The sequence below is a fragment of the Bacteroides sp. genome (assembly GCF_052357945.1).
Lineage (GTDB): Bacteria > Bacteroidota > Bacteroidia > Bacteroidales > Bacteroidaceae > Bacteroides.
In genome coordinates, this window is sequence record NZ_DAWCXD010000077.1 from 1 (window position 1) to 23,879 (window position 23,879).

Here is a 23,879-nt window from a genome sequence, read left to right on the forward strand (position 1 = left end):
GTAACATATAGCAAATCATCCTACTTTTGCTGAAAATCAATAACAATAAAACTATTATGAAACGAAATCTACTTTTATTCACATTCATGGTTCTTTGCTCTAGCTTTATCTTTTCAATGCCATCAGACACAAGAAGACAAATAAAGATGAAAGTTAGACAACCGATAGAGCATCGCTCTACTAACCACCCCGATCCTGTGCGAGTGTATATAAACAATTCATTATTAGAGGTTGAATTTGAGCATCCATCCAAAGATGTAACAATCACAATCATTAATTCTGAAACTGGAAAAACAATCTACTATGAAAAGATTATATCTTTAGAGAAAGTCAGACTCATTGATTTATCCGAAGAAGATAAAAAGGCTGAATACACTCTTGAAATATCAACGTCTTCGTGGTTCACAACTGGAATATTTACAATTGATTGATATTATGAGACTTACTCTATACTATATATCAGCCACGCTGATAGTATTATTTTATGCATCTTGTAATTCTCATCGGAGTTCCAAACACAACGAAAAAGATATAATAGCTGAACTTGATGGAGAAGTAATATATGCCAATGAAATAAATACAATTATAAAGCAAGAACTTTATGACGAGCTTTGCAGAATTCATAAAATCAAGAAAAAAGCTCTTGAGCAATTGATAAATGTCAAACTACTACAGAAAGAAGCCAACAAGAAACAGATGAGTTATCTAGAATATATAGATGATTATACAAACGCTCAAATAAAACAGTGCGGAATAGATTCTCTTTTAAAACGGTACAGACTAGAATCAATTACAGAATTTCGAGGAAAAAGTATATATAGCGTAGCAATAGATTCTCCTACCGGTAAAGCCACGCGCTCATTTCATTTGAAAGGAGCTATTGTCAACAATTTACTGGACTCACTAAAAAGGAATAAAAAGATAACTAAATATCTCTATCCTCCAAAGAGTCCAAGAGTTGACCTAGATAACCTGCATACCTACTACAGGGGCAATCTAAAATCAGAAGTCTCTGTCATTATAATATCTGATTTTGATTGTGAATCCTGTATTAATGCTCATTCCCTTTACAATTCAATATATGAAGAATATAAAGATAAAGTAAAATTTGGATATATCCACTATTCGGCAATGCCAACATTCGCTGAAATAGCAAGTGACGCAGCGAACAAGCAAAATAGATTCTGGGAATTCCAAGATTCATTATATGCATATAGAGGATATATTGATTCCACAGCCGTATTCAAAATAGCTCACAATATGTCTATGGACATAAACAAATTCCAAAATGACATAGCAAGTAACGACGGGAAAAAAGCAATTGAAAACACAATCAATCAATTAGTGCTTCTTGGAGTGTATGCAACACCAACACTTATCATCAATGGACGCCTAATCGTTGATTCCAATTCAAAAGAGGAAATCTGTCATCTTATTGATGAAGAACTTTCAAAATAACATTATTAACGAATTAAAAAAATGTATTATGAAGAAAATTATCTTTTTATGTTTCTGTGCTTTATTAGCATCTTGCGCTTCAGATGAAGATCTGCAAGACATAAACACTAATGAGAAAGAGTTGGCAAACATGATCAACGACTATGAACTAGTCTTAAAAGGCTATTCTCTTGATGAATTAAAAAAGGAAAAAGATGAACTAACCCCAACAACACAAGAAGAAACTGTTGCAGAGCCATGGCTTATTAAAGCCATACAAGATTCTATTGCTCAAATCCAATTCTCCGATAATATTCGTACAAGGACGGAGGCAGGAGCATACACAAGGGCAGTTAATATGGAGGGAGTTTTTAAGTATGAAACCTGCGGGGGATATCGTGAATTTGTATACTTTATGGACTGTGAAGATGGTGGAGATACACATTCAACAGGAAATATAGGAGCAACTAGAGTAGATGGAAATGGGAATGTAGAGTTTCACTTTTGTGTTATACCTGCAGGCTATGCAACTGGCGGAGTATTAGCTTTTTATCAACCAAGTTTGTATTTGGATAACATGTATGTAGTTAAGCGGCATCACGATAATGAAGACCATAATAACAAAAATCATATTATAAACAATGCAGGTTTAGTCTCATTTGGTCCAAATTATTTCGATAAAAACACCGGTTTCTTTTGGAAAATCGGAGGGGTAATTTCTGGTAAATTATCATTCAAATATGGGGTACTTGGAACTGCTCCAATACCTGGGCCCCATAATATTTTATGGATTGATGATGAAAACGGAAAAAATGCTAATCATGCTATTATGTGGAGTCGAATAAATAATCCCAAAGGGATTGATTTACCAGCAGAAAAAGATTTTTATGGCATTACTCCTGGCAGAAATACAAGATACGAGATAATTCAGATTTAGAAATAATTCATAGAATAAAAATCATACCTAAACCAGTACTATATAAATAATGAGTTCCCTTATTCTATCCTTTGCCATAGATGAAATAGGATTAGAATAAGGGAACTTTATTTTAATGGTAATAAGTGATTATTTTTCGCACTTTAACATTTGAACATCAAATACTAAAGTTGAATAACCTAAAATAGTAATCGAAGAACCTTTTGGAGTATAATCACTACTACCATAACCATATTTCCATGGAACATACACTTCCAAACGTTCACCAATTTTTCTTCGTTGCAATACCTCTGACAAACCAGTCACAAGCCCATTAATTGTTAAGTTCGCAGTTCTTGAAAAATCAATGCTAGGATTCGCTTCAGTAAAAGAGCCATCAAACGCTTCCCCTATAAAGTTATCTTGTTTATCAACATAACCACCAGTATTACCCCAAATGATATAAGAACCTTTATAATATACAGTAACCTCATCTGTTGCCCGCGGGATAATATTTTGAATCACCCCATCTCCCACAGGAGTTTTCTTTTTAAAATAGATAGGAACTCCAGGATATGCAATCATATGAATAGAATCCAACTGACCACGTGTAGCGGTATTTGCATGAGCATTGGCTATTGAATCTATAAAAGCTTCATTACGTGCCTGCCAGTTATCATATTTGCCCGTCTCTTCCGTTTCACTGCAAGCAGTGAATGCAAGAGCCAGCAATACTAAGGAGAATAAATAGATCTTTTTACTCATTCGTCAAAGTTTTATTGTAAAGTTTTCAATAGAGAAGTGATGCTTACTCTGTCTGCGATGATATTATTCAGTTCAGAGATAGCTACACGCTCTTGTTGCATGGTATCGCGATTACGCAATGTCACGCAGTTATCTTCTAATGTCTGATGATCGACTGTTACACAGTACGGAGTACCAATAGCATCCTGACGGCGATAACGCTTACCGATACTATCCTTTTCGTCATATTGGCAATGGAAGTGGAACTTCAGGCTGTCAATAACTTCACGGGCTTTTTCAGGCAGACCGTCTTTCTTCACCAACGGCATAACTGCCAGTTTCACCGGAGCCAAAGCAGCAGGCAATTTCAGAACCACACGGCTTTCACCATTTTCCAGCTGTTCTTCGCAATAAGACGCGCTCATGATGCTAAGGAACATACGGTCAACACCGATAGAAGTTTCGATTACATACGGAGTATAAGACTCATTCAGTTCCGGATCGAAGTATTTGATGCTCTTGCCGGAGAACTTCTCATGTTGAGACAAGTCGAAGTTAGTACGAGAGTGAATACCTTCCACTTCTTTGAATCCGAACGGCATCAGGAATTCAATATCAGTAGCGGCATTTGCGTAGTGAGCCAGTTTATCGTGATCGTGATAACGATAGCTTGCATCGCCGAATCCAAGAGCTTTATGCCATTTCAGACGGATTTCTTTCCATTTCTTGAACCAGTCAAGTTCAGTTCCCGGTTTTACAAAGAACTGCATTTCCATCTGTTCGAACTCACGCATACGGAAGATGAACTGACGGGCAACGATCTCGTTACGGAAAGCCTTACCAATCTGTGCGATACCGAAAGGTACTTTCATACGACCCGTTTTCTGTACATTGAGATAGTTTACAAAAATACCCTGTGCAGTTTCCGGACGAAGATAAATCTTCATGGCTCCTTCGGAAGTAGAACCCATTTCAGTAGAGAACATCAGATTAAACTGACGAACTTCTGTCCAGTTCTTTGTACCGGAGATCGGGCATACGATTTCTTCATCAATAATGATCTGACGCAATTCTTCCAGATTACCGTCGTTCAGAGCTTTAGCAAAGCGAGTGTGAAGTGCGTCGCGTTTTGCCTGATGCTCCAATACACGTCCGTTGGTAGAACGGAATTGAGCCTCATCAAAAGATTCGCCGAATCTCTTGGCAGCTTTCGCTACTTCTTTATTGATTTTATCGTCATACTTAGCCAGTTGATCTTCGATCAACACGTCAGCACGATAACGTTTCTTAGAGTCTTTATTGTCAATCAAAGGGTCATTGAATGCGTCTACGTGTCCGGAAGCCTTCCAGATAGTAGGATGCATAAAGATGGCAGAGTCGATACCGACAATGTTCTCGTGCAACAGCACCATGCTGTCCCACCAGTATTTCTTGATGTTATTTTTCAATTCAACGCCCATCTGACCGTAGTCATACACAGCGCCTAGTCCGTCGTAGATATCGCTCGAAGGGAATACGAAACCATACTCTTTGCAGTGCGATACAAGCTTCTTAAAAACGTCTTCTTGTGCCATTTTCTTTTCTATATCTATTAATTTGAATTTGCTTTTTTCGTAAAAAGTGCCACAAAGATAGGGATTTATCTCATAAATAAGACAGGGAGGGTATTAATTTATCTTATTTACCCAACAACCACTTCCAAACCGGTATTACCTCAATCGCACATTTTTCCAACTCAATCCGTTCTTCATCGTCATACGTTATTATCAATAACTGCCGACATTCAAATACCTTATTCAATTTTACTAATGCCTGAACTTTCCGTTGGAAAGTCTCATCAGAGAGATTCATGGTATAACAGACCTGTATAGCCACTCCTATATCAGGCAAATAAAAATCAACCTCTACATTTCTATTATAAAAGGAAAGAATGGAAAGCCGACGCCATTATCGGTCAGTGGAATAACGATACGATCGATTTGCAGAAGGAGCTGAATATTCCGGTAGTACTACAAAACTACCATCACCGGAGCGTCACTTACTCTAATCTGACAGGTGATTATAAAGGTACGGGAAGAATGGCAGCCCAGTTTTTTGCCAAAAGAATGTTTCGCAATTTTGCTTATTTCGGTGTTAAAGGAGTAGTCTGGTCTGACGGGTTATAATTCTACAGAAAGGCATATCCTATCAAAGATATGCCTTTCTGTTTTCCTTTCGTAAAGCTGATTTATACCCTTTTAACACACGGAATATTCACCGTTTTTCATCGAAATCTCTTTTATTTTTGTATTTTTGCGTGCGTATGCGTTAAAATTATAGTATATACGAATTTTATGAGTGACGAAATCAACGAGATAACGGAAGAACATTCAGACTACAAACCAGCGGACGCGCGGGACGAAAGCGTAAAACATCAGTTAACAGGCATGTACCAGAATTGGTTTCTGGACTATGCTTCATATGTTATTCTGGAACGTGCCGTACCTCACATCAATGACGGTTTAAAGCCTGTGCAACGTCGTATCCTGCATTCTATGAAACGTCTGGATGACGGGCGGTATAACAAAGTGGCAAATATTGTGGGACACACCATGCAGTTCCACCCGCACGGGGATGCTTCTATCGGAGATGCCTTGGTACAGTTGGGACAGAAAGACCTGTTGATTGACTGTCAGGGTAACTGGGGTAATATTCTCACCGGAGACGGTGCGGCTGCTCCCCGTTATATCGAGGCGCGTTTATCCAAGTTTGCGCTGGATGTTGTCTTCAATCCCAAAACTACCGAATGGAAATTGTCATACGACGGACGAAATAAGGAACCAGTCACTCTTCCTGTGAAATTCCCGTTATTACTGGCGCAGGGAGTGGAAGGTATCGCCGTTGGACTTTCTTCCAAGATATTGCCGCATAACTTCAACGAACTTTGTGATGCTTCCATCAGCTATCTGCGGGGGGAAGAATTCCAACTGTATCCCGATTTCCAGACAGGCGGCTCGATCGATGTAGCCAAATACAACGACGGAGAACGTGGCGGAGCAGTGAAAGTACGTGCCAAGATCAACAAGATTGATAACAAAACACTTGCAATCACAGAGATCCCTTATGGAAAAACCACTTCAACAGTGATCGACTCTATCCTGAAAGCAGTTGATAAAGGAAAAATCAAAATTCGCAAGGTAGATGACAACACAGCTGCCAACGTAGAAATATTAGTGCATCTGGCACCAGGTACATCATCGGACAAAACAATCGATGCATTGTACGCATTCACCGATTGCGAAGTAAGTATCTCACCCAACTGCTGTGTGATTGACGACAGTAAACCTCATTTCCTCACTGTCAGCAAAGTCTTGAGAAAGTCGGCAGACAACACGCTGGATTTGCTAAAGCAGGAGCTGGAAATCAAGAAAAACGAAATACTGGAAGCATTGCACTTTGCTTCGCTCGAAAAGATATTTATCGAAGAACGCATCTATAAGGACAAAGAGTTCGAACAATCCAAAGATATGGACGCAGCTTGTGCTCATATTGACGAACGCCTGACGCCTTATTATCCGAAATTTATCCGTGAAGTCACCAAAGAGGATATTCTCAAACTGATGGAAATCAAAATGGGACGTATTCTGAAATTCAATTCGGACAAAGCGGATGAACTGATTGCCAGAATGAAAGAAGAAGTGGCCGAGATTGATAATCATCTGGCTCACATCGTAGATTATACCGTCAACTGGTATCAGATGTTGAAAAACAAATACGGCAAGAACTTCCCGCGCCGTACGGAACTGCGTAACTTCGACACCATCGAAGCTGCCAAAGTAGTAGAAGCAAACGAGAAACTTTATATCAACCGCGAAGAAGGATTTATCGGAACAGCCTTGAAAAAAGATGAGTTCGTAGCATGTTGTTCGGATATCGATGATGTCATTATCTTCTTCCGTGACGGTAAGTATATCGTTACTCCCGTTGCCGACAAGAAATTCGTCGGCAAAAACGTTCTCTATGTCAATGTATTCAAGAAGAACGATAAACGTACGATCTACAATGTAGCCTACCGCGACGGAAAAGAAGGAACGACATACGTAAAACGTTTCGCCGTGACCTCTGTAGTTCGCGACCGCGAATATGATGTCACACAGGGAACTCCCGAATCACGGATTACCTATTTCAGTGCTAATCCGAACGGAGAAGCCGAAATCATCAAGGTGACACTGAAACCGAATCCCCGTGTACGCCGTATCATCTTCGAGCATGATTTCAGTGAGGTCAGCATCAAGGGACGTCAGGCACGAGGTGTGATTCTCACCCGCTTGCCGGTACATAAGATATCCCTGAAACAAAAAGGAGGTTCTACGCTCGGTGGACGTAAAGTATGGTTTGACCGTGACATACTCCGCCTCAACTATGACGGACGAGGTGAATATCTGGGTGAGTTCCAAAGCGACGACAGCATATTGATTGTTCTGAACAACGGTGATTTCTATACTACCAACTTCGACTTGAGCAACCACTATGAAGATAATGTAAGCATCGTGGAGAAATTTGATCCTAACAAGATATGGACTGCCGCGCTTTACGATGCCGACCAACAGAATTATCCGTATCTGAAACGTTTCTGTTTTGAGGCCTCCAACCGTAAACAGAACTACTTAGGAGAAAATAAGAACAACCGTCTGATCCTGCTGACCGACGAGTACTATCCTCGTCTGGAAGTCATATTTGGCGGACACGACAATTTCCGTGATCCGTTGAATATCGATGCGGATGAATTCATTGCTGTCAAAGGTTTCAAAGCCAAGGGAAAACGTATCACTACCTATGCAGTGGAGACGATCAATGAGCTTGAACCAACTCGCTTCCCCGAACCCTCACAAGAACAACAGGAAGTTCCTGAAGAGGAGCCGGAAAATCTGGACCCGGACAGCGGCAAGAGCGAAGGCGACATTATTGATGAAATCACCGGGCAGATGAAATTATTCTGATGAAGAAAAAACTAATATACCTGGGGCTGACAGGTTGCATCCTGTTCGCCCTTTGCACAAGATTACAAGCGCAGATCGACAGTCTGCAAGCCCATCGGTATGTAACACGTGCCACCATGTATGGTGTCGGATTTACTAACGTTTTCGACACCTATCTTTCACCGCAGGAATACAAAGGAATCGACTTCCGTGTTTCCCGTGAATTGATTCGGATGACCAAGTTGTTTGATGGAAATGTATCTGTGCAGAACTTCTTTCAGGCAAACATCAGCTATACGCACAACCGGGCCGATAACAATAACACTTTCTCCGGATTAGTCAACTGGAACTATGGATTACATTACCAGTTCCGCCTGACAGATAATTTCAAATTATTAGCCGGAGGATTGATAGATGTCAACGGAGGCTTTGTCTATAATCTCCGGAACACCAACAATCCGGCATCCGCACGGGCATACGTCAATCTGGATGCCTCCGGAATGGCTATTTGGCACCTGAAAATCAAACGGTATCCGATGGTGCTTCGTTATCAGGTCAATCTGCCGGTTATGGGAGTGATGTTCTCTCCCCACTACGGACAATCTTATTATGAGATATTCTCTTTGGGAAATTCGAGTGGAGTAATAAAATTTACCTCCCTGCACAATCAACCTTCGTTGCGACAGATGCTTTCCGTCGACCTGCCGATAGGATATACCAAAATGCGCTTCAGCTACCTGGCTGATTTGCAGCAATCCAACGTTAACAATATCAAGACACATACCTACTCACACGTATTCATGGTAGGATTTGTGAAAGACCTATACCGTATCCGAAATAAGAAAGGAACCGCTCTTCCTTCATCGGTTAGAGCTTACTAAGAGAACAAAATTTAATGTTGAAACTTCAAGTGAGAGATCAATTAATGATGAGAAATAAGATTAGACAAATACTTTGGCTGCTCTGCTGCCTTCCGGTGCTGACTGGTTGCATTGGGGAAGATGACTACGCCAATGATCCCAGAGGTAATTTCGAACAACTATGGAAGATCATTGACGAACAGTATTGTTTCCTGGATACGAAAGGTATTGACTGGGATGCTGTTCATGACGAATACAGCAAACTGATTATTCCGTCGATGTCCAATGATGACCTGTTCGACATCCTAAGCCAAATGCTTTATATCTTGAAAGACGGGCATGTCAATCTATCTTCTGCCAGTCGTATTTCTTATTACGATGCATGGTATCAGGGCTACCCTTGGAATTATAGAGAAGATATTCTTTATAACTATTATCTGGGTAGTGCCAATTCAGGCTATCGCACATCCGCCGGTCTTAAATATAAAATATTCGACAATAACATAGGATACATACGTTATGAAAGTTTCAGTGCCGGAGTTGGAGATGGCAATTTGGATGAGGTCCTTTACTATTTACAAATCTGCAATGGACTAATTATCGATGTCCGTGATAACGGAGGAGGTAATCTAACCAATTCTTCACGCATAGCTGCCCGGTTCACTGATAAACTGGCATTAACAGGATATATCCAACATAAGACAGGTCCGGGACACAATGATTTCTCAGAGATGGAACCCATTTATTTAGAACCCTCCAACAGTATTCGTTGGCAAAAAAAGGTCGTGATACTAACCAATCGTCGATGTTATAGTGCCACAAATGATTTTGTTAACATAATGCGCAGCTTAAACAATGATAACGAGGATAAAAGAATCATCCAGCTGGGCGATCAGACTGGTGGTGGATCAGGGCTGCCATTTTCATCAGAATTACCCAATGGCTGGAGCGTCCGCTTCTCTGCCAGCCCCCACTTTGATAAGTATGGAAAGTCATTGGAGGATGGAATAAAACCTGATGTATATGTAAATATGGATAAGATTCTGGAAGAAGGGATAGAGCAGGGTGACATAGAATCACAAAAGAAAGATCCACTGATTGAAAAGGCATTCGAAATCTTAAGTGAATAACTTTATTGCCGAATTATTTGCCAAATCAGAAAATCTTCCTATCTTTGCACCGCTAAACAAAAAAGCTACACATGCGGCTGTGGCGTAATTGGTAGCCGCGCCAGACTTAGGATCTGGTGTCGTGAGACGTGTAGGTTCGAGTCCTATCAGCCGCACAAAAAAATAAACTAGAAGCCTTCAAGATACTATCTTGGAGGCTTTTTAATTGGTTAGACATGAAGAAACATCAACTTTGCTGCATCGGTCACATCACATTAGACAAAGTAGTCACTCCCCAAAACACTGTCTATATGCCGGGAGGAACGGCTTTTTATTGTTCACATGCCATCCGCCATTTTAACGACATCGATTACGCTTTAGTAACAGCCGTTGGTGCCACTGAAATGAACGTCGTAGAACAACTACGTGAAATGGGTATTCATGTAACCGCCCTACCAAGCAAATATTCCGTATACTTCGAGAATATCTATGGCGCCAATCCGGACGACCGTACTCAACGTGTATTAGCAAAAGCCGATCCGTTCATTGCCGGTCAGCTGAAAGATATAGATGCACAAATCTACCATCTCGGCTCTCTGCTGTCTGACGACTTCTCATTGGAAGTAATCAAAGAACTATCTCAAAGAGGGTTGATTGCAGTAGACTCACAAGGCTATTTACGTGAAGTGCGTGACACTCACGTCTATCCGGTGGACTGGACAGATAAGCGGGAAGCTTTGCAATATATCCATTTCCTGAAAGTCAACGAGCACGAGATGGAAGTGCTGACAGGTCTTTCCGATCCGCATGAAGCTGCCCGTCAATTATATGAATGGGGCGTGAAAGAAGTGCTTGTCACCTTGGGAAGCATGGGATCACTTATTTTCGACGGAAAAGACTTCTATCGTATTCCGGCTTATAAACCCAAAGAAGTGGTAGATGCAACAGGGTGTGGAGACACTTATACCATCGGCTATCTATACCAACGGGTATCAGGAGCCGGCATTGAAGAAGCAGGACGTTTTGCAGCTGCCATGTCAACTTTAAAAATAGAGAAATCAGGTCCTTTCAATGGCAGCAAAGAAGATGTCATTCAATGTATGACCACTGCGGAACAGATGTTTTAAAACAGGAAATCATAGAACGAACAACGTATACATAGGATATACCTCCCCCGACGGGTAATCCTCATCCCATTATTCAGGCACGAACAACACCGGTTCGTGCCTGAACCTTTTTCAACAGTCACCTCCCTTTTTGTGTTAAAATCAACCATTCCCTCTTTTTTCCAAAATCTTTTTTGAATTTCGTTTGTTTCCTTTGTTACTCTCGCCAAAAGACGGCAGAAAAAAGACTTCAACCTAAATAATAACAAATGGAAAAATTTAATGCAATGAGGACTAGACTTTTACAACATCTTCAGAAAAAAGCCATCAGGTCAAGGAGCATCATGACGCTTGTTTGCCTGCTACTGGCCTCTGCATCAGCCTTTGCACAGACAAAGACGGTGACAGGAACAGTGACGGACGCTGCCAATGAACCATTGATCGGCGCATCGGTACTCGTACAAGGAACTTCCACCGGAACCATCACAGACATGGACGGTAAATATTCAATCTCTGTCACTCCGGAGGACGTATTGGTATTTTCATACGTGGGGATGACTTCGCAAACCATTAAGGTGGGGGCACAGAATGTCATCAATGTCACTTTAAAAGAAGATTCACAAGTACTAGCCGAAACAGTCGTTATCGGATACGGTAGTGCAAAGAAAAGAGACTTGACAGGTTCTATCACCAATGTCAAAGGAGAAGAGTTAGCCAACAAACCGGCAATGAATCCGCTGTCTTCCCTTCAGGGGAAAGTGGCAGGTGTGCAGATTGTAAACTCCGGACGAGCCGGATCGGACCCGGAAATCCGTATTCGCGGAACAAACTCCATCAACGGATATAAACCGCTGTACATTGTCGACGGATTATTCAATGACAACATCAATTTCCTGAATCCGGAGGACATCGAATCCATGGAAATCCTGAAAGACCCGTCATCTCTGGCTATCTTCGGTGTTCGCGGTGCGAATGGTGTTATCATCATTACCACAAAGAAAGCCAAAGAGGGACAGACACTAGTCAATATTAATACTTCTTTCGGTTTCAAGAAAGTGGTAGATAAAGTGAAACTGGTGAATGGTTCACAATTCAAGGAACTATATAACGAACAGCTCGCCAATCAGAAAGATGACCCTTTCGATTATACCGGCTGGGATGCCAATACCGACTGGCAAGACGAAATTTTCCAGACTGCTTTCATTACAAACAATAACATCAGTATTACAGGGGCTTCGCCCAAACATAGTTTTTACCTGGGTGTAGGCTACTCTTACGAACAAGGCAACATCGAGCATGAGAAATTCAATAAGGTAACCATCAACGCAAGTAATGATTATAAGATTACGGACTTTTTGAAAGTCGGTTTCCAATTCAACGGTGCACGTATGCTTCCTGCAGATTCCAAACAGGTGTTGAATGCCCTACGTGCAACTCCTATCGCTCCGGTGTATAATAACGAATACGGATTATATACGGCTCTGCCCGAATTCCAGAAAGCGCAGATCAACAACCCGATGGTAGACGTCGAATTGAAAGCGAATACTACCAAAGCGGAGAACTACCGGGCATCCGGTAACATTTATGGTGAGGTAGACTTCCTGAAGCATTTCACGTTCAAAGCGATGTTCTCCATGGATTATGCGTCGAACAACGGACGGACGTATACACCGATCGTAAAAGTATACGATGCCGCTGTCAACGGAGGGATCTCTACTTTGGGAACAGGCAAGACCGAGGTCAGCCAGTTTAAAGAGAATGAAACCAAAGTTCAGAGCGACTACCTGTTGACATACACCAACAGCTTTGATAATGGAAATCATAACCTGACAGCTACCGCTGGTTTTACTACCTATTATAATTCGTTGAGCCGATTGGACGGAGCACGCAAGCAGGGGGTCGGATTGGTTATTCCGGATGATCCGGACAAATGGTTTGTCAGCATCGGCGATGCAGCTACCGCTACCAATGGAAGTACTCAATGGGAACGCAGTACATTATCCGTACTTGCACGTGTGATCTACAACTATAAAGGTAAATACTTGTTCAACGGATCTTTCCGCCGGGATGGTTCCTCCGCTTTCTCCTACACAGGCAATGAATGGCAGAACTTCTTCTCACTGGGTGGAGGTTGGTTGATGTCTGAAGAAGAATTTATGAAAGACATCAAATGGCTGGATATGTTGAAAATCAAAGCATCTTACGGTACGTTAGGAAACCAGAACCTGGATAAAGCCTATCCTGCCGAACCCTTATTGACCAATGCTTATTCGGCCGTATTCGGTAAACCGTCCATCATTTATCCCGGATACCAGCTTGCCTATCTTCCTAATCCTAACCTGCGTTGGGAAAAAGTAGAAGCCTGGGAAGCCGGATTTGAAACGAACCTGCTTCGCAACCGCTTACATTTTGAGGGTGTTTACTATAAGAAGAATACCAAAGATTTGTTAGCCGAAGTTCCCGGAATTTCCGGAACAATCCCCGGTATCGGTAACTTGGGAGAGATTCAGAATAAAGGAGTGGAAATGGCTGTAACCTGGCGCGATCAGATTGGTGATTGGGGATATTCCGTCAGTGCCAACCTGACTACCATCAAGAATGAGGTCAAAAGTCTTGTTCAGGAAGGATATTCCATCATTGCCGGAGATAAGCAGCAAAGTTACACAATGGCAGGTTATCCAATCGGATATTTCTATGGTTACAAGACGGCAGGCGTTTATCAGTCACAAGCGGATATTGACGCATCACCCAAAAATACACTGGCCACTGTTACCCCCGGCGACCTGAAATTTGCCGATGTGAACGGTGACGGAGAAATCACCCCGGAAGACCGTACCATGATAGGCAACCCGACTCCAAAGGTCACTTACGGTTTTTCTCTCGGAGTAGACTACAAGAATTGGTCATTAGGCATCGATATGATGGGACAAGGCGGAAACAAGATTTTCCGTACATGGGATAACTACAACTTTGCCCAGTTCAACTACCTGGAACAACGTCTGGATCGCTGGCACGGAGAAGGTACGTCCAACACCCAACCGTTGCTGAACACCAAACATTCCATCAACAACCTCAACTCTGACTATTACATTGAGGACGGCAAATTCTTCCGTATCCGTAATGTACAGTTAGCGTATACGTTCGACAAGAGCTTAATTTCCAAAATACGTCTGCAAGCTCTGAAAGTCTATGTCAACATACAGAACTTGAAAACATGGAAACATAACACCGGATATACTCCCGAACTTGGAGGAACTGCCACCGCATTCGGAGTAGATAACGGCAGTTATCCTGTACCTGCAGTCTATACCTTCGGTATCAACCTAACATTCTAGTGACAAGGTGCCACTGCCAGTTTTCCATGCGGAACACAACTTTAATCTTTAAAACTATCATTATATGAAACTGAATAAATATATATTTGCAACCCTTATTACTTCAACTACATTATTTCTAGGTAGTTGTAGTGACTTTCTGGATCGTAGTCCGCAAGGACAGTTCACGGAAGATGATAATCCGAACGCACTGGTCAACGGTAAGATTTATAATGTGTATACGCTGATGCGTAACTATGATGTCACTGCCGGACCTCCTGCGCTTGCCATCCACTGTTTCCGTTCCGAAGACTCGGAAAAAGGAAGTATTTCCAGTGACGGTTCTGACGTGGCCGAAATGTACGACGACTTTGTATACACACCGACCAACGGCCTGCTGGGTGCTTATTGGGGAAGGAATTATGCCATCATTTACCAATGTAATGACATTCTTACCGCTATTGCAGAGAAAGAGACAGCCGGACAGACAGAAGCTGAAGATATTATCAACAAAGGAGAAGCCTCTTTCTTCCGCGCTTATTGTTACTTCAATCTGGTAAGAGCTTTCGGCGAAGTTCCTTTGGTGACTTACAAAATCAACGACGCTTCGGAAGCCAATATCCCGAAGACAACCGCTGATAAAATCTATGAGCAGATTGACAAGGACCTGAAAACAGCAGAAGAGTCATTGCCGGAAACATGGAGTAGCGAATACACCGGACGACTGACTTGGGGAGCTGCCCGTTCCTTACACGCGCGTACTTATATGATGCGCAACGACTGGAACAATATGTACACAGCCTCCACCGATGTCATCAAAAAGGGGCTCTACAACTTAAAGACTCCGTATAATGAGATTTTCACGGATGATGGTGAAAATAACGGAGGTTCCATATTCGAGTTGCAATGTACAGCCACTGCCGCCCTTCCTCAAAGCGATGTTATCGGTAGCCAGTTCTGTGAAGTACAGGGTGTGCGCGGAGCAGGTCAATGGGACTTGGGCTGGGGATGGCACATGGCAACAGAATACATGGCGCAAGCCTACGAACAGGGTGATCCACGCAAAAATTCCACCCTACTCTACTTCCGCCACTCGGACAGCGAGCCTATCACTCCGGAAAATACCAACGAGCCATACGGCGAATCTCCGGTTTCTCCGGCAATGGGTGCTTACTTTAACAAGAAAGCCTATACCGACCCGGCTTTGCGTAAAGAATATACCAACAAAGGATTCTGGGTAAACATTCGTCTGATCCGCTACGCAGATGTACTGCTGATGGGAGCCGAATCAGCTAATGAAAAAGGTATTCCGGGTGAAGCAATCGACTATTTGGAACAAGTACGCGCACGCGCCAGAGGCACCAATAGCAATATATTGCCTAAAGTGACGACTACCGATCAGGGAGAATTGCGTGAGGCCATCCGCCACGAACGCCGTGTGGAATTAGGGTTGGAATTCGACCGTTTCTATGACCTCGTTCGTTGGGGCATTGCAAAAGAAGTGTTGCACGCAGCCGGTAAAACCAATTATCAGGACAAAAACGCACTGCTTCCACTGCCGCAGACAGAGATCGACAAGTCTAAGGGAGTGTTAGTACAGAACCCCGACTACCAATAAGAAAGTTCCTCGGTGCCGAACGGTTGTTTCCTCGGTGCCGAAACTACTGTTCCTCGGTGTCGAACAATGTCCTCCTCGGTGCCGAACATTCAACGCATCAGGAGGACTTTATATGAATAGAGATAAAAGTAACTATAATAATATGATATACAAAAAGTTAAGTCTATCCGTCCTGTTGTTTGCCGCAGGTTTTCTAACCGCGTCGGCACAAAAGTCGCCACAGGATATGGATCGTTTCATCGACGTATTGATGAATAAAATGACGCTGGAAGAAAAAATCGGACAGTTAAACCTTCCTGTCACCGGAGAGATCACTACGGGACAAGCTAAAAGCAGCGACATCGCCGCAAAAATCAAGAAAGGCGAAGTGGGAGGATTGTTCAATCTGAAAGGAGTAGAGAAAATACGTGAAGTACAGAAACAAGCTGTGGAAGATTCCCGGCTGGGTATTCCGTTATTGTTCGGGATGGACGTTATTCACGGATACGAAACGATGTTCCCTATCCCGCTCGGTTTGTCTTGCACCTGGGACATGACAGCCATTGAAGAGTCTGCCCGCATTGCAGCCGTAGAGGCAAGTGCCGATGGAATCTCATGGACTTTCAGCCCGATGGTGGATATTTCACGTGACCCTCGTTGGGGACGCGTATCCGAAGGTAGTGGCGAAGACCCGTTTCTCGGTGCCATGATTGCCGAAGCGATGGTGCGCGGCTATCAGGGGAAGAACATGGAACGGAATGACGAAATCATGGCCTGCGTAAAACACTTTGCGTTATATGGGGCAGGCGAAGCCGGCCGCGACTATAACACCGTGGATATGAGCCGCCAACGAATGTTCAATGATTATATGCTACCGTATGAAGCAGCCGTTGAAGCGGGTGTAGGCAGCGTGATGGCTTCTTTTAATGAAGTAGACGGTATTCCGGCCACTGCCAATAAATGGCTGATGACGGATATTCTCCGCGGACAGTGGGGATTCAACGGTTTTGTGGTAACTGATTATACGGGTATTTCAGAAATGATCGATCACGGTATTGGCGATCTTCAGACAGTATCCGCCCGTGCCATCAACGCCGGAGTGGATATGGATATGGTAAGCGAGGGTTTTGTAGGGACACTGAAGAAATCCGTTCAGGAAGGAAAAGTCTCTATGGAAACATTGAATACGGCTTGCCGTCGTATTCTGGAAGCCAAATATAAACTGGGATTGTTTGATAATCCTTATAAATATTGCGATCCGAAACGTCCGGTACGCGACATCTTTACCAAAGCCCATCGTGATGCAGCCCGCAGAATTGCAGCAGAAAGTTTCGTTCTTCTGAAGAATGACAGTCCCGACGGTAATCCGAACGGAAATCCGTTGTTGCCTTTCAACCCAAAAGGAAATATTGCAGTAATCGGTCCGTTGGCAAACAGCCGTAGCAATATGCCGGGTACATGGAGCGTAGCAGCTGTGCTCGACCGTTGCCCTTCTTTGGTAGAAGGATTGAAAGAGATGACAGCCGGAAAAGCGAATATCATGTACGCTAAAGGAAGCAACCTGATTAGTGACGCAAGTTACGAAGAACGGGCAACGATGTTCGGCCGTTCCCTGAACCGTGACAACCGCACCGACCAGCAGTTACTGGACGAAGCATTGAACGTAGCCCGTCGGTCGGATATCATCATCGCAGCGCTAGGCGAATCTTCTGAAATGAGCGGTGAAAGCAGCAGCCGTACGGACTTGAATATTCCCGACGTACAACAGAATCTGTTGAAAGAACTTTTAAAGACAGGCAAACCGGTGGTACTGGTGTTATTTACCGGACGTCCGCTTACGCTGAACTGGGAACAGGAGCATGTGCCTGCCATTCTGAATGTATGGTTCGGAGGTAGTGAAGCCGCTTACGCCATTGGTGACGCCCTCTTCGGTTACGTCAATCCGGGTGGAAAACTGACCATGACTTTCCCGAAGAATGTCGGCCAGATACCTCTTTATTATGCGCACAAAAATACCGGACGCCCATTGAAAGATGGCAAATGGTTTGAGAAATTCCGCAGCAACTATCTCGATGTGGATAATGATCCGCTTTATCCGTTCGGTTACGGCCTTTCTTATACGACGTTCTCTTACAGCGACATCGACTTGAGTCATTCTTCCATGGACATGAACGGTTCGTTGACCGCCGCAGTGGAGGTTACCAATACCGGAACATGGCCCGGCTCGGAAGTGGTACAGCTTTATATCCGCGACGTTGTGGGTAGCAGTACCCGTCCCGTCAAAGAGCTGAAAGGTTTCCAAAAGATATTCCTGGAACCGGGAGAAATGAAGATTGTCCGTTTCAAGATTGCTCCGGAAATGCTTCGATACTATAATTATGACTTGCAACTGGTTGCCGAACCGGGCGACTTTGAAGTGATGATCGGTACGAACAGCCGTGATGTGAAAACCGCGAAGTTCACGTTAAACTAAACTTTTATCACCTTGATTATGAACGATAAATATAAAAGAATAATAGAAATGAGTGCACTTCCACTCATGTTACTATTTCTATCCGCCGTTGCCCTGACTTTCCAGAGCTGTAAAGGGAAAAGCAAAAGCAACAACCTTTCCGCAGCCACCGACTCGTTATCGGACGACGCCCTGATGGATACCGTCCAGCGACGGACTTTCCTCTATTTCTGGGAAGGTGCCGAGCCGAATAGCGGCTTAGCTCCCGAACGTTATCATGTGGACGGCGTTTATCCAGAAAACGATGCCAACGTAGTCACTTCCGGCGGCAGCGGCTTCGGCATCATGGCTATCCTTGCGGGAATCGACCGTGGTTACGTCACCCGCGAAGAGGGACTGGCGCGAATGGAACGCATCGTCTCTTTCCTCGAAAAGGCAGACCGTTTCCACGGAGCTTACCCTCATTGGTGGTATGGCGATACGGGCAAGGTGAAACCATTCGGCCAGAAAGATAATGGTGGCGATCTGGTAGAGACAGCCTTCCTCATCCAAGGGCTGCTGGCCGTACACCAATATTACGTCAACGGAAACGAGAAAGAGAAAGCCCTCGCCCAACGGATCGACCAGATTTGGCGGGATGTCGACTGGAACTGGTATCGGCAAGGCGGGCAAAACGTTCTTTACTGGCATTGGAGTCCGACGTATGGCTGGGAAATGAATTTCCCTGTACACGGCTACAACGAATGTATGATTATGTATATTCTTGCTGCTGCTTCTCCTACCCATGGGGTACCTGCGGCTGTCTATCATGACGGTTGGGCACAGAACGGAGCCATCGTTTCTCCGCATAAAGTGGAAGGAATCGAGTTGCACCTCCGCTATCAGGGCACCGAAGCCGGACCGCTTTTCTGGGCTCAATACTCTTTCCTCGGACTTGACCCGGTGGGACTAAAAGATGAATACTGCCCCAGCTACTTCCACGAGATGCGCAACCTGACACTAGTCAATCGTGCTTACTGCATCCGCAACCCTAAACATTACAAAGGTTTCGGACCGGATTGTTGGGGACTGACCGCCAGCTACTCCGTCGATGGATATGCGGCTCATTCGCCCAATGAGCAGGAGGACAAAGGAGTAATCTCCCCTACCGCCGCGCTTTCATCCATTGTCTATACACCGGAATATTCCATGCAAGTAATGCGCCATTTGTATGGTATGGGAGATAAAGTGTTCGGTCCTTTCGGATTCTACGATGCTTTCAGCGAAACGGACAATTGGTATCCGCAACGTTATCTGGCTATCGACCAGGGTCCTATTGCTGTCATGATCGAAAACTACCGGAGCGGATTATTGTGGAAACTCTTCATGAGCCATCCCGACGTACAGGCCGGATTGACCAAACTTGGTTTTAACACCAACAAGCAAGATGTGAGACAGAAATAAGTAGGAACCACGGTGCGTGGAAGTGGTCTACTGACCACCTCCACCACCGGTGTTTCCACCTCCTCCGCCGCCACCTTTCACATCGTCATTGTCGATGCTTCGTGCGGCTTTCTTCACACTGGCTTTCAACTCACCAAGCCGATAGCTAATACTGAAACCGTAATACCGGCTCGGATATTTGCTCGAACTCTTCGAAATAAAGTTAGCTCCTTCTGTGTGGTTATTGTAAGTTCTGTATTTCTCCAGAACATTGCTGCAATAAATATTCAAAGAAAGACGTTCTTCTTTCAGGAAAGAACGGCTCAATCCCAAACTATAATAACTATATCCTGAACCTTTTCCCTGCAAACTGATTCGGGGTGTGCTACCTCCGCCGTTCAGGCTCAAACGTACTTTTCCCGGTAAGGTCTGCTGAATTCCTCCATAAGCAGAAGCATTCCATCCATAATTGTGCAACTCTTGGGCAGGACTCCGCAAATCGCTATAATTGCCACGTCCATTGACGTAAATTCTCGTTTTAGGAGAAGCGTTCCAGTTCAAATAAAAGTTCAATCCTGTTTCCCGGCTCTTTCCGATATTACCGTATGTGCTATACAGTGCACCGTAGGGAGCTTTATGCCCACCTTCAAAGATTTCTCCGTCTTTATCAGTAATCAAGCGGCTGATTCTTTCAATTCCATTGTTATTGAAAGAATGACGCAAAGAAAGATTGATGTTGAACTTGGATGTAAAACTACTGTAAGACAAGTCGAACGAATGACTCTTCTCACTCTTCAAGTTCGGATTTCCCTGACTGATAAACATCGGATTCTGATTATCGAAATAAGGATTCAAATTCCAGATACCCGGACGCCAGATACGCATATTATATCCACCACGCAAATTCTGCGTCTTTCCTAGTTTTATTCCCAACGAAACGGAAGGAACCAGATCACTAAAATTTGAATCAAAGTTCTCGCCCGGACCCACCAGATACTTCACCTCTTGTATGGTTTGCTCATAACGCAATCCCGGTTTGAAAGTAAATCCCTTGTATTTCAGCGTATATCCGGCGTAAGCAGAGAGAATATGATTCAAATGACGGTACTCGCTACTACGATTCTCATTATATGCATAGTTTTCACTTGCTCCCTCGGCTTCATAAAACCGATTATCACTGGAGTTACGTCGGAAAATATATTTGGCACCGGTTTCAATTGTATGCAGCTTTCCAATCGGAGTAGTATAGTCCACCTGGAAAGTCTGCTCCATCGTATTTGTCTTTCCGTCCGAATGGAAATTCTTTAATGACAATTCTTTGATGATATCCAGTTTATTCTCATCAGGCTCGATGTCCAGATAAGTATTATATGAATCATTCGTTTGGGGTTGGGAATTGATTTTATAAGAAAACGTAATCATCCGTTCTTTATTTTTTCGGGAAGTACGTTGATAGTCTATATTTCCGTTGATAGAATACCATGACCCTTTTCCATGATTGTCGGTTCTATAACGGTACGCAAAATCCTGTCGGTCAGCTCCGTGCATAATCGTATTTCCGTCACTGTTACTTTTATCATTACTGCCGTACATTCCGAAAGCCACGGTCAGCAGCCTCAACGTATCAATCTCGTAACTGGCTTCCAAATTGCCATACTGGAAATTCCCTTTCGACTTGGAGCTACTTTCCGATTCCAGATATTTTTCATTCTCTTTATCCGGTTCGTAGTTTTCGCGATAACTATCGGAATAGCTGCGCGGGCTATTATTATAATTGTAATTATAGTTGGCAGAAACAGTCAGTTTACCTTGTTTCACCATTGCGTAAGTGCCGGCACCTACTCCGTTATTATTAGCATTTCCTCTGAAAGTAGCCGTGTATCCTTCAAATCCGGAACCTACTGTGACGATATTCAGAATACCTCCGATACCTTCCGCATCATATTTAGCTCCCGGTGAAGTTATCACCTCAATATATTTGATTGTGTTTGCCGGCATACTTTTCAGCACTTCCTTCGGATTATTGCTCATCATATTATTGGGCTTTCCATTTACATGTATCTTGAAACTGCTACTGCCGTTCACCTGTACATTGTCTTCTCCATCCACCGTTACCAAAGGCACTTTCCGAAGCATCTCCAATATACTGTTCGATTTTGAGTCCGGGTCATCTTCAATATTATATTCAATCTTATCCACATCTACCTTTACCAACGGTTTTTGTGCAACTACCTCCACTCCTTTCAATACGTTATTGGCCTCTGAAGAAATCATTGTGCCCAAGTCAACCTCCTTCACGGACGGTTTTAAAGTAAATTCCTTTACTATCGGCGCTTTACCAATCGAAGAAATAGTGATGATGTAATTGCCCGCAGCGACATTCAGTTTCTCCTGAAATCTACCATTCGCCCCAGTCACCGCCATCTTGACTGCTTTATCCGGAGCATTTTTCTTTGCTATTTTGATGGTAGCATACGGTTCTCCCTCTTGTGTTAAAGAATCAATAAGTACTCCTTTGACTGTATAAGAAGGAGCTGTGGATTTTTGTGCCCACCCCGCCACGGAGATAGCAAATACGAATAGAATTAGTAGTAACAGTCTGTGTTTCATGACTAGAAATATATTAGTTTATGTTTATTAGACGCAAGACATTCAAAAATGCTGCAAATTCGAGAGCCAAAAGTAGTTGGTTTATCTACACTTACGAATTTTTCGGAGTTAAGAATATAAAACGAATGGATAAAAAATCTTACTACAGTATATTTCTAGTATTTTTAAACATTTCTGTTTAGGGATATCTTTAAATTTTCTATTCAAGAGTACTTTTAGACATTTCCGTTCAACGGTATCGGTTATTCCTTATTTAAAAGGAGATAGAATGGTATTTACCGTCGTATCAACCGTATCAGCCGCCTTAAGTGAGCGCAGATTCTTCCAATCCAGCAGGTACTAAAGTTCTCTTCATATTTCGTGAACACTTTCTCACAATCCCGGAGCCGGCTGTTTTGCCTTTTCATAGCTGTTTGTATCTCTTTCATTCGAGCTATTTGCTCTCTTTGATACAAGAGTTCTTTGTCGTGACAGCCAATAATTTCAGCATATAAGTTACAGATATTTGCTTTTTCAATACATAGGTCTTCCAATGTGTCGATATACTCGGCTGTAACTCGATCCTTATTCTGATGCAGGAATCCGATAAGGCTTTCTTCATCAACAGTGGTGATACCTTTCTCATACGACATCGGGAATCTTTTCATATCCGCCCAAAGCCAGATTACTTCTTTGTTGATTCCATACTTGGCCGCCGCTTCTTCTACGCTAATCCATTTTGGCATAATGCTTTTGTTTTAATGTGTTCCACAATAAAAATGGAATATTATTTTGTTTATGTGGCACAACGTGCATCCACGTTTTCTGTATTTCGGGCGGACGGGGAATTGTTTAGGTTAGACTTTTGGGGTAATCATAACCGGCCGGACACAAAAAAGACGTGAATGCTGTTGCACCATTATCCACCTCTTAGGCTAGCAATACCCTCGTAAAAGACAATGATAACAACAGACACCCACGTCAATCGTTTATATATAACACATTCCTTACGGATATGTTGATATACAGCCGTTCACGTGGAGTATCTGTCGCATCATCTCTCTTTACTTAAACTTGCTATTTTTAGAGGTGAGAGATAATACACATATACTCAAATTAGTAATATATACCGCCTTCTACTAGTTTCATCACGCTGATGAGCAGAAAGCGTATGACAAAGATATACATATTTTTTGAAATGTGGTGGAAATATGGAAATAAATGCTGGAAGTTATGTATATTCAACAAGCCGACTCAATTGTAATTCTTGGAGGATTTGGTTTAGCACAGCCATATCCCTAAAATTTGATTCATTCCTATACGATTTTGAGCTAAATTCATAGTTACAAGGGCTAATCTAACGCAATACAGTCTT

General features: G+C 43.1%; 16 protein-coding genes, 1 tRNA gene and 1 pseudogene. 13 read left to right on the forward strand and 5 right to left on the reverse strand.

Going from position 1 to position 23,879, the window contains the following annotated elements; all coding sequences use genetic code 11:
* Positions 1-56 precede the first annotated feature (56 nt).
* From ACT8YW_RS14215 to ACT8YW_RS14225, 3 genes are read left to right on the forward strand one after another with little or no spacing between them, the layout of a single operon-like run.
* Positions 57-431, forward strand: a complete 375-nt coding sequence (locus ACT8YW_RS14215; RefSeq protein WP_203462887.1) for a DUF3244 domain-containing protein — start codon at positions 57-59, stop codon at positions 429-431.
* A 4-nt stretch (positions 432-435) separates the two neighbouring features.
* Complete coding sequence (locus ACT8YW_RS14220) at positions 436-1,458, forward strand: DsbA family protein (RefSeq protein ID WP_203462888.1); 1,023 nt, start codon at positions 436-438, stop codon at positions 1,456-1,458.
* A 28-nt stretch (positions 1,459-1,486) separates the two neighbouring features.
* Positions 1,487-2,374: a hypothetical protein gene (locus ACT8YW_RS14225; RefSeq protein WP_203462889.1), complete on the forward strand. Its 888-nt coding sequence runs from the start codon at positions 1,487-1,489 to the stop codon at positions 2,372-2,374.
* Between the two features lie 129 nt (positions 2,375-2,503).
* Here ACT8YW_RS14225 and ACT8YW_RS14230 read toward each other — a convergent pair whose 3' ends face one another.
* From ACT8YW_RS14230 to ACT8YW_RS14240, 3 genes are all read right to left on the reverse strand, one after another.
* A complete protein-coding gene (locus tag ACT8YW_RS14230; RefSeq protein ID WP_117512532.1) occupies positions 2,504-3,118 on the reverse strand; it encodes an FKBP-type peptidyl-prolyl cis-trans isomerase in 615 nt (204 codons plus the stop codon).
* 11 nt (positions 3,119-3,129) lie between these two features.
* Positions 3,130-4,671 (reverse strand): glycine--tRNA ligase, encoded by a 1,542-nt coding sequence (locus tag ACT8YW_RS14235; RefSeq protein ID WP_004299629.1) that lies wholly within the window; start codon positions 4,669-4,671, stop codon positions 3,130-3,132.
* A 103-nt stretch (positions 4,672-4,774) separates the two neighbouring features.
* Positions 4,775-4,987, reverse strand: a complete 213-nt coding sequence (locus ACT8YW_RS14240) for a hypothetical protein (protein WP_444105700.1) — start codon at positions 4,985-4,987, stop codon at positions 4,775-4,777.
* Between the two features lie 35 nt (positions 4,988-5,022).
* Here ACT8YW_RS14240 and ACT8YW_RS14245 point away from each other — a divergent pair.
* From ACT8YW_RS14245 to ACT8YW_RS14290, 10 genes and pseudogenes are all read left to right on the forward strand, one after another.
* Positions 5,023-5,253 (forward strand): annotated as a pseudogene (locus tag ACT8YW_RS14245) (transcriptional regulator); the annotation flags it as partial.
* A 177-nt stretch (positions 5,254-5,430) separates the two neighbouring features.
* Positions 5,431-8,076: a DNA gyrase/topoisomerase IV subunit A gene (locus tag ACT8YW_RS14250; protein ID WP_032848440.1), complete on the forward strand. Its 2,646-nt coding sequence runs from the start codon at positions 5,431-5,433 to the stop codon at positions 8,074-8,076.
* Complete coding sequence (locus ACT8YW_RS14255; RefSeq protein WP_004299583.1) at positions 8,076-8,936, forward strand: DUF3316 domain-containing protein; 861 nt, start codon at positions 8,076-8,078, stop codon at positions 8,934-8,936. Before ACT8YW_RS14250 ends, ACT8YW_RS14255 begins: the two co-directional genes overlap by 1 nt.
* A gap of 14 nt (positions 8,937-8,950) precedes the next feature.
* Positions 8,951-10,045 (forward strand): S41 family peptidase, encoded by a 1,095-nt coding sequence (locus ACT8YW_RS14260; RefSeq protein ID WP_004324492.1) that lies wholly within the window; start codon positions 8,951-8,953, stop codon positions 10,043-10,045.
* 73 nt (positions 10,046-10,118) lie between these two features.
* A tRNA-Leu gene (locus tag ACT8YW_RS14265) sits at positions 10,119-10,200 on the forward strand.
* A 60-nt stretch (positions 10,201-10,260) separates the two neighbouring features.
* The gene (locus tag ACT8YW_RS14270) at positions 10,261-11,151 is read left to right on the forward strand and encodes a carbohydrate kinase family protein (protein ID WP_444105703.1); all 891 of its coding nucleotides are present in this window, start codon (positions 10,261-10,263) and stop codon (positions 11,149-11,151) included.
* Positions 11,152-11,399: 248 nt separating this feature from the next.
* Positions 11,400-14,465 carry a SusC/RagA family TonB-linked outer membrane protein gene (locus ACT8YW_RS14275; protein WP_444105704.1) on the forward strand — a complete coding sequence of 1,022 codons (3,066 nt, stop codon included), beginning with the start codon at positions 11,400-11,402 and terminating at the stop codon, positions 14,463-14,465.
* A 64-nt stretch (positions 14,466-14,529) separates the two neighbouring features.
* Positions 14,530-16,062, forward strand: coding sequence for a RagB/SusD family nutrient uptake outer membrane protein (locus ACT8YW_RS14280; RefSeq protein ID WP_049701703.1), 1,533 nt, complete (start codon positions 14,530-14,532; stop codon positions 16,060-16,062).
* Between the two features lie 142 nt (positions 16,063-16,204).
* The gene (gene bglX, locus ACT8YW_RS14285; RefSeq protein WP_444105706.1) at positions 16,205-18,514 is read left to right on the forward strand and encodes a beta-glucosidase BglX; all 2,310 of its coding nucleotides are present in this window, start codon (positions 16,205-16,207) and stop codon (positions 18,512-18,514) included.
* Positions 18,515-18,562: 48 nt separating this feature from the next.
* Positions 18,563-19,936 (forward strand): glucoamylase family protein, encoded by a 1,374-nt coding sequence (locus tag ACT8YW_RS14290; protein ID WP_008024291.1) that lies wholly within the window; start codon positions 18,563-18,565, stop codon positions 19,934-19,936.
* A gap of 27 nt (positions 19,937-19,963) precedes the next feature.
* Here the strand turns inward: ACT8YW_RS14290 and ACT8YW_RS14295 are convergent, their stop codons facing one another.
* Entirely contained in the window at positions 19,964-22,525 is a 2,562-nt protein-coding gene (locus tag ACT8YW_RS14295) for an outer membrane beta-barrel family protein (RefSeq protein WP_444105708.1), read from the reverse strand.
* 275 nt (positions 22,526-22,800) lie between these two features.
* Positions 22,801-23,250, reverse strand: coding sequence for a hypothetical protein (locus tag ACT8YW_RS14300; protein ID WP_444105710.1), 450 nt, complete (start codon positions 23,248-23,250; stop codon positions 22,801-22,803).
* Positions 23,251-23,879: the final 629 nt, after the last annotated feature.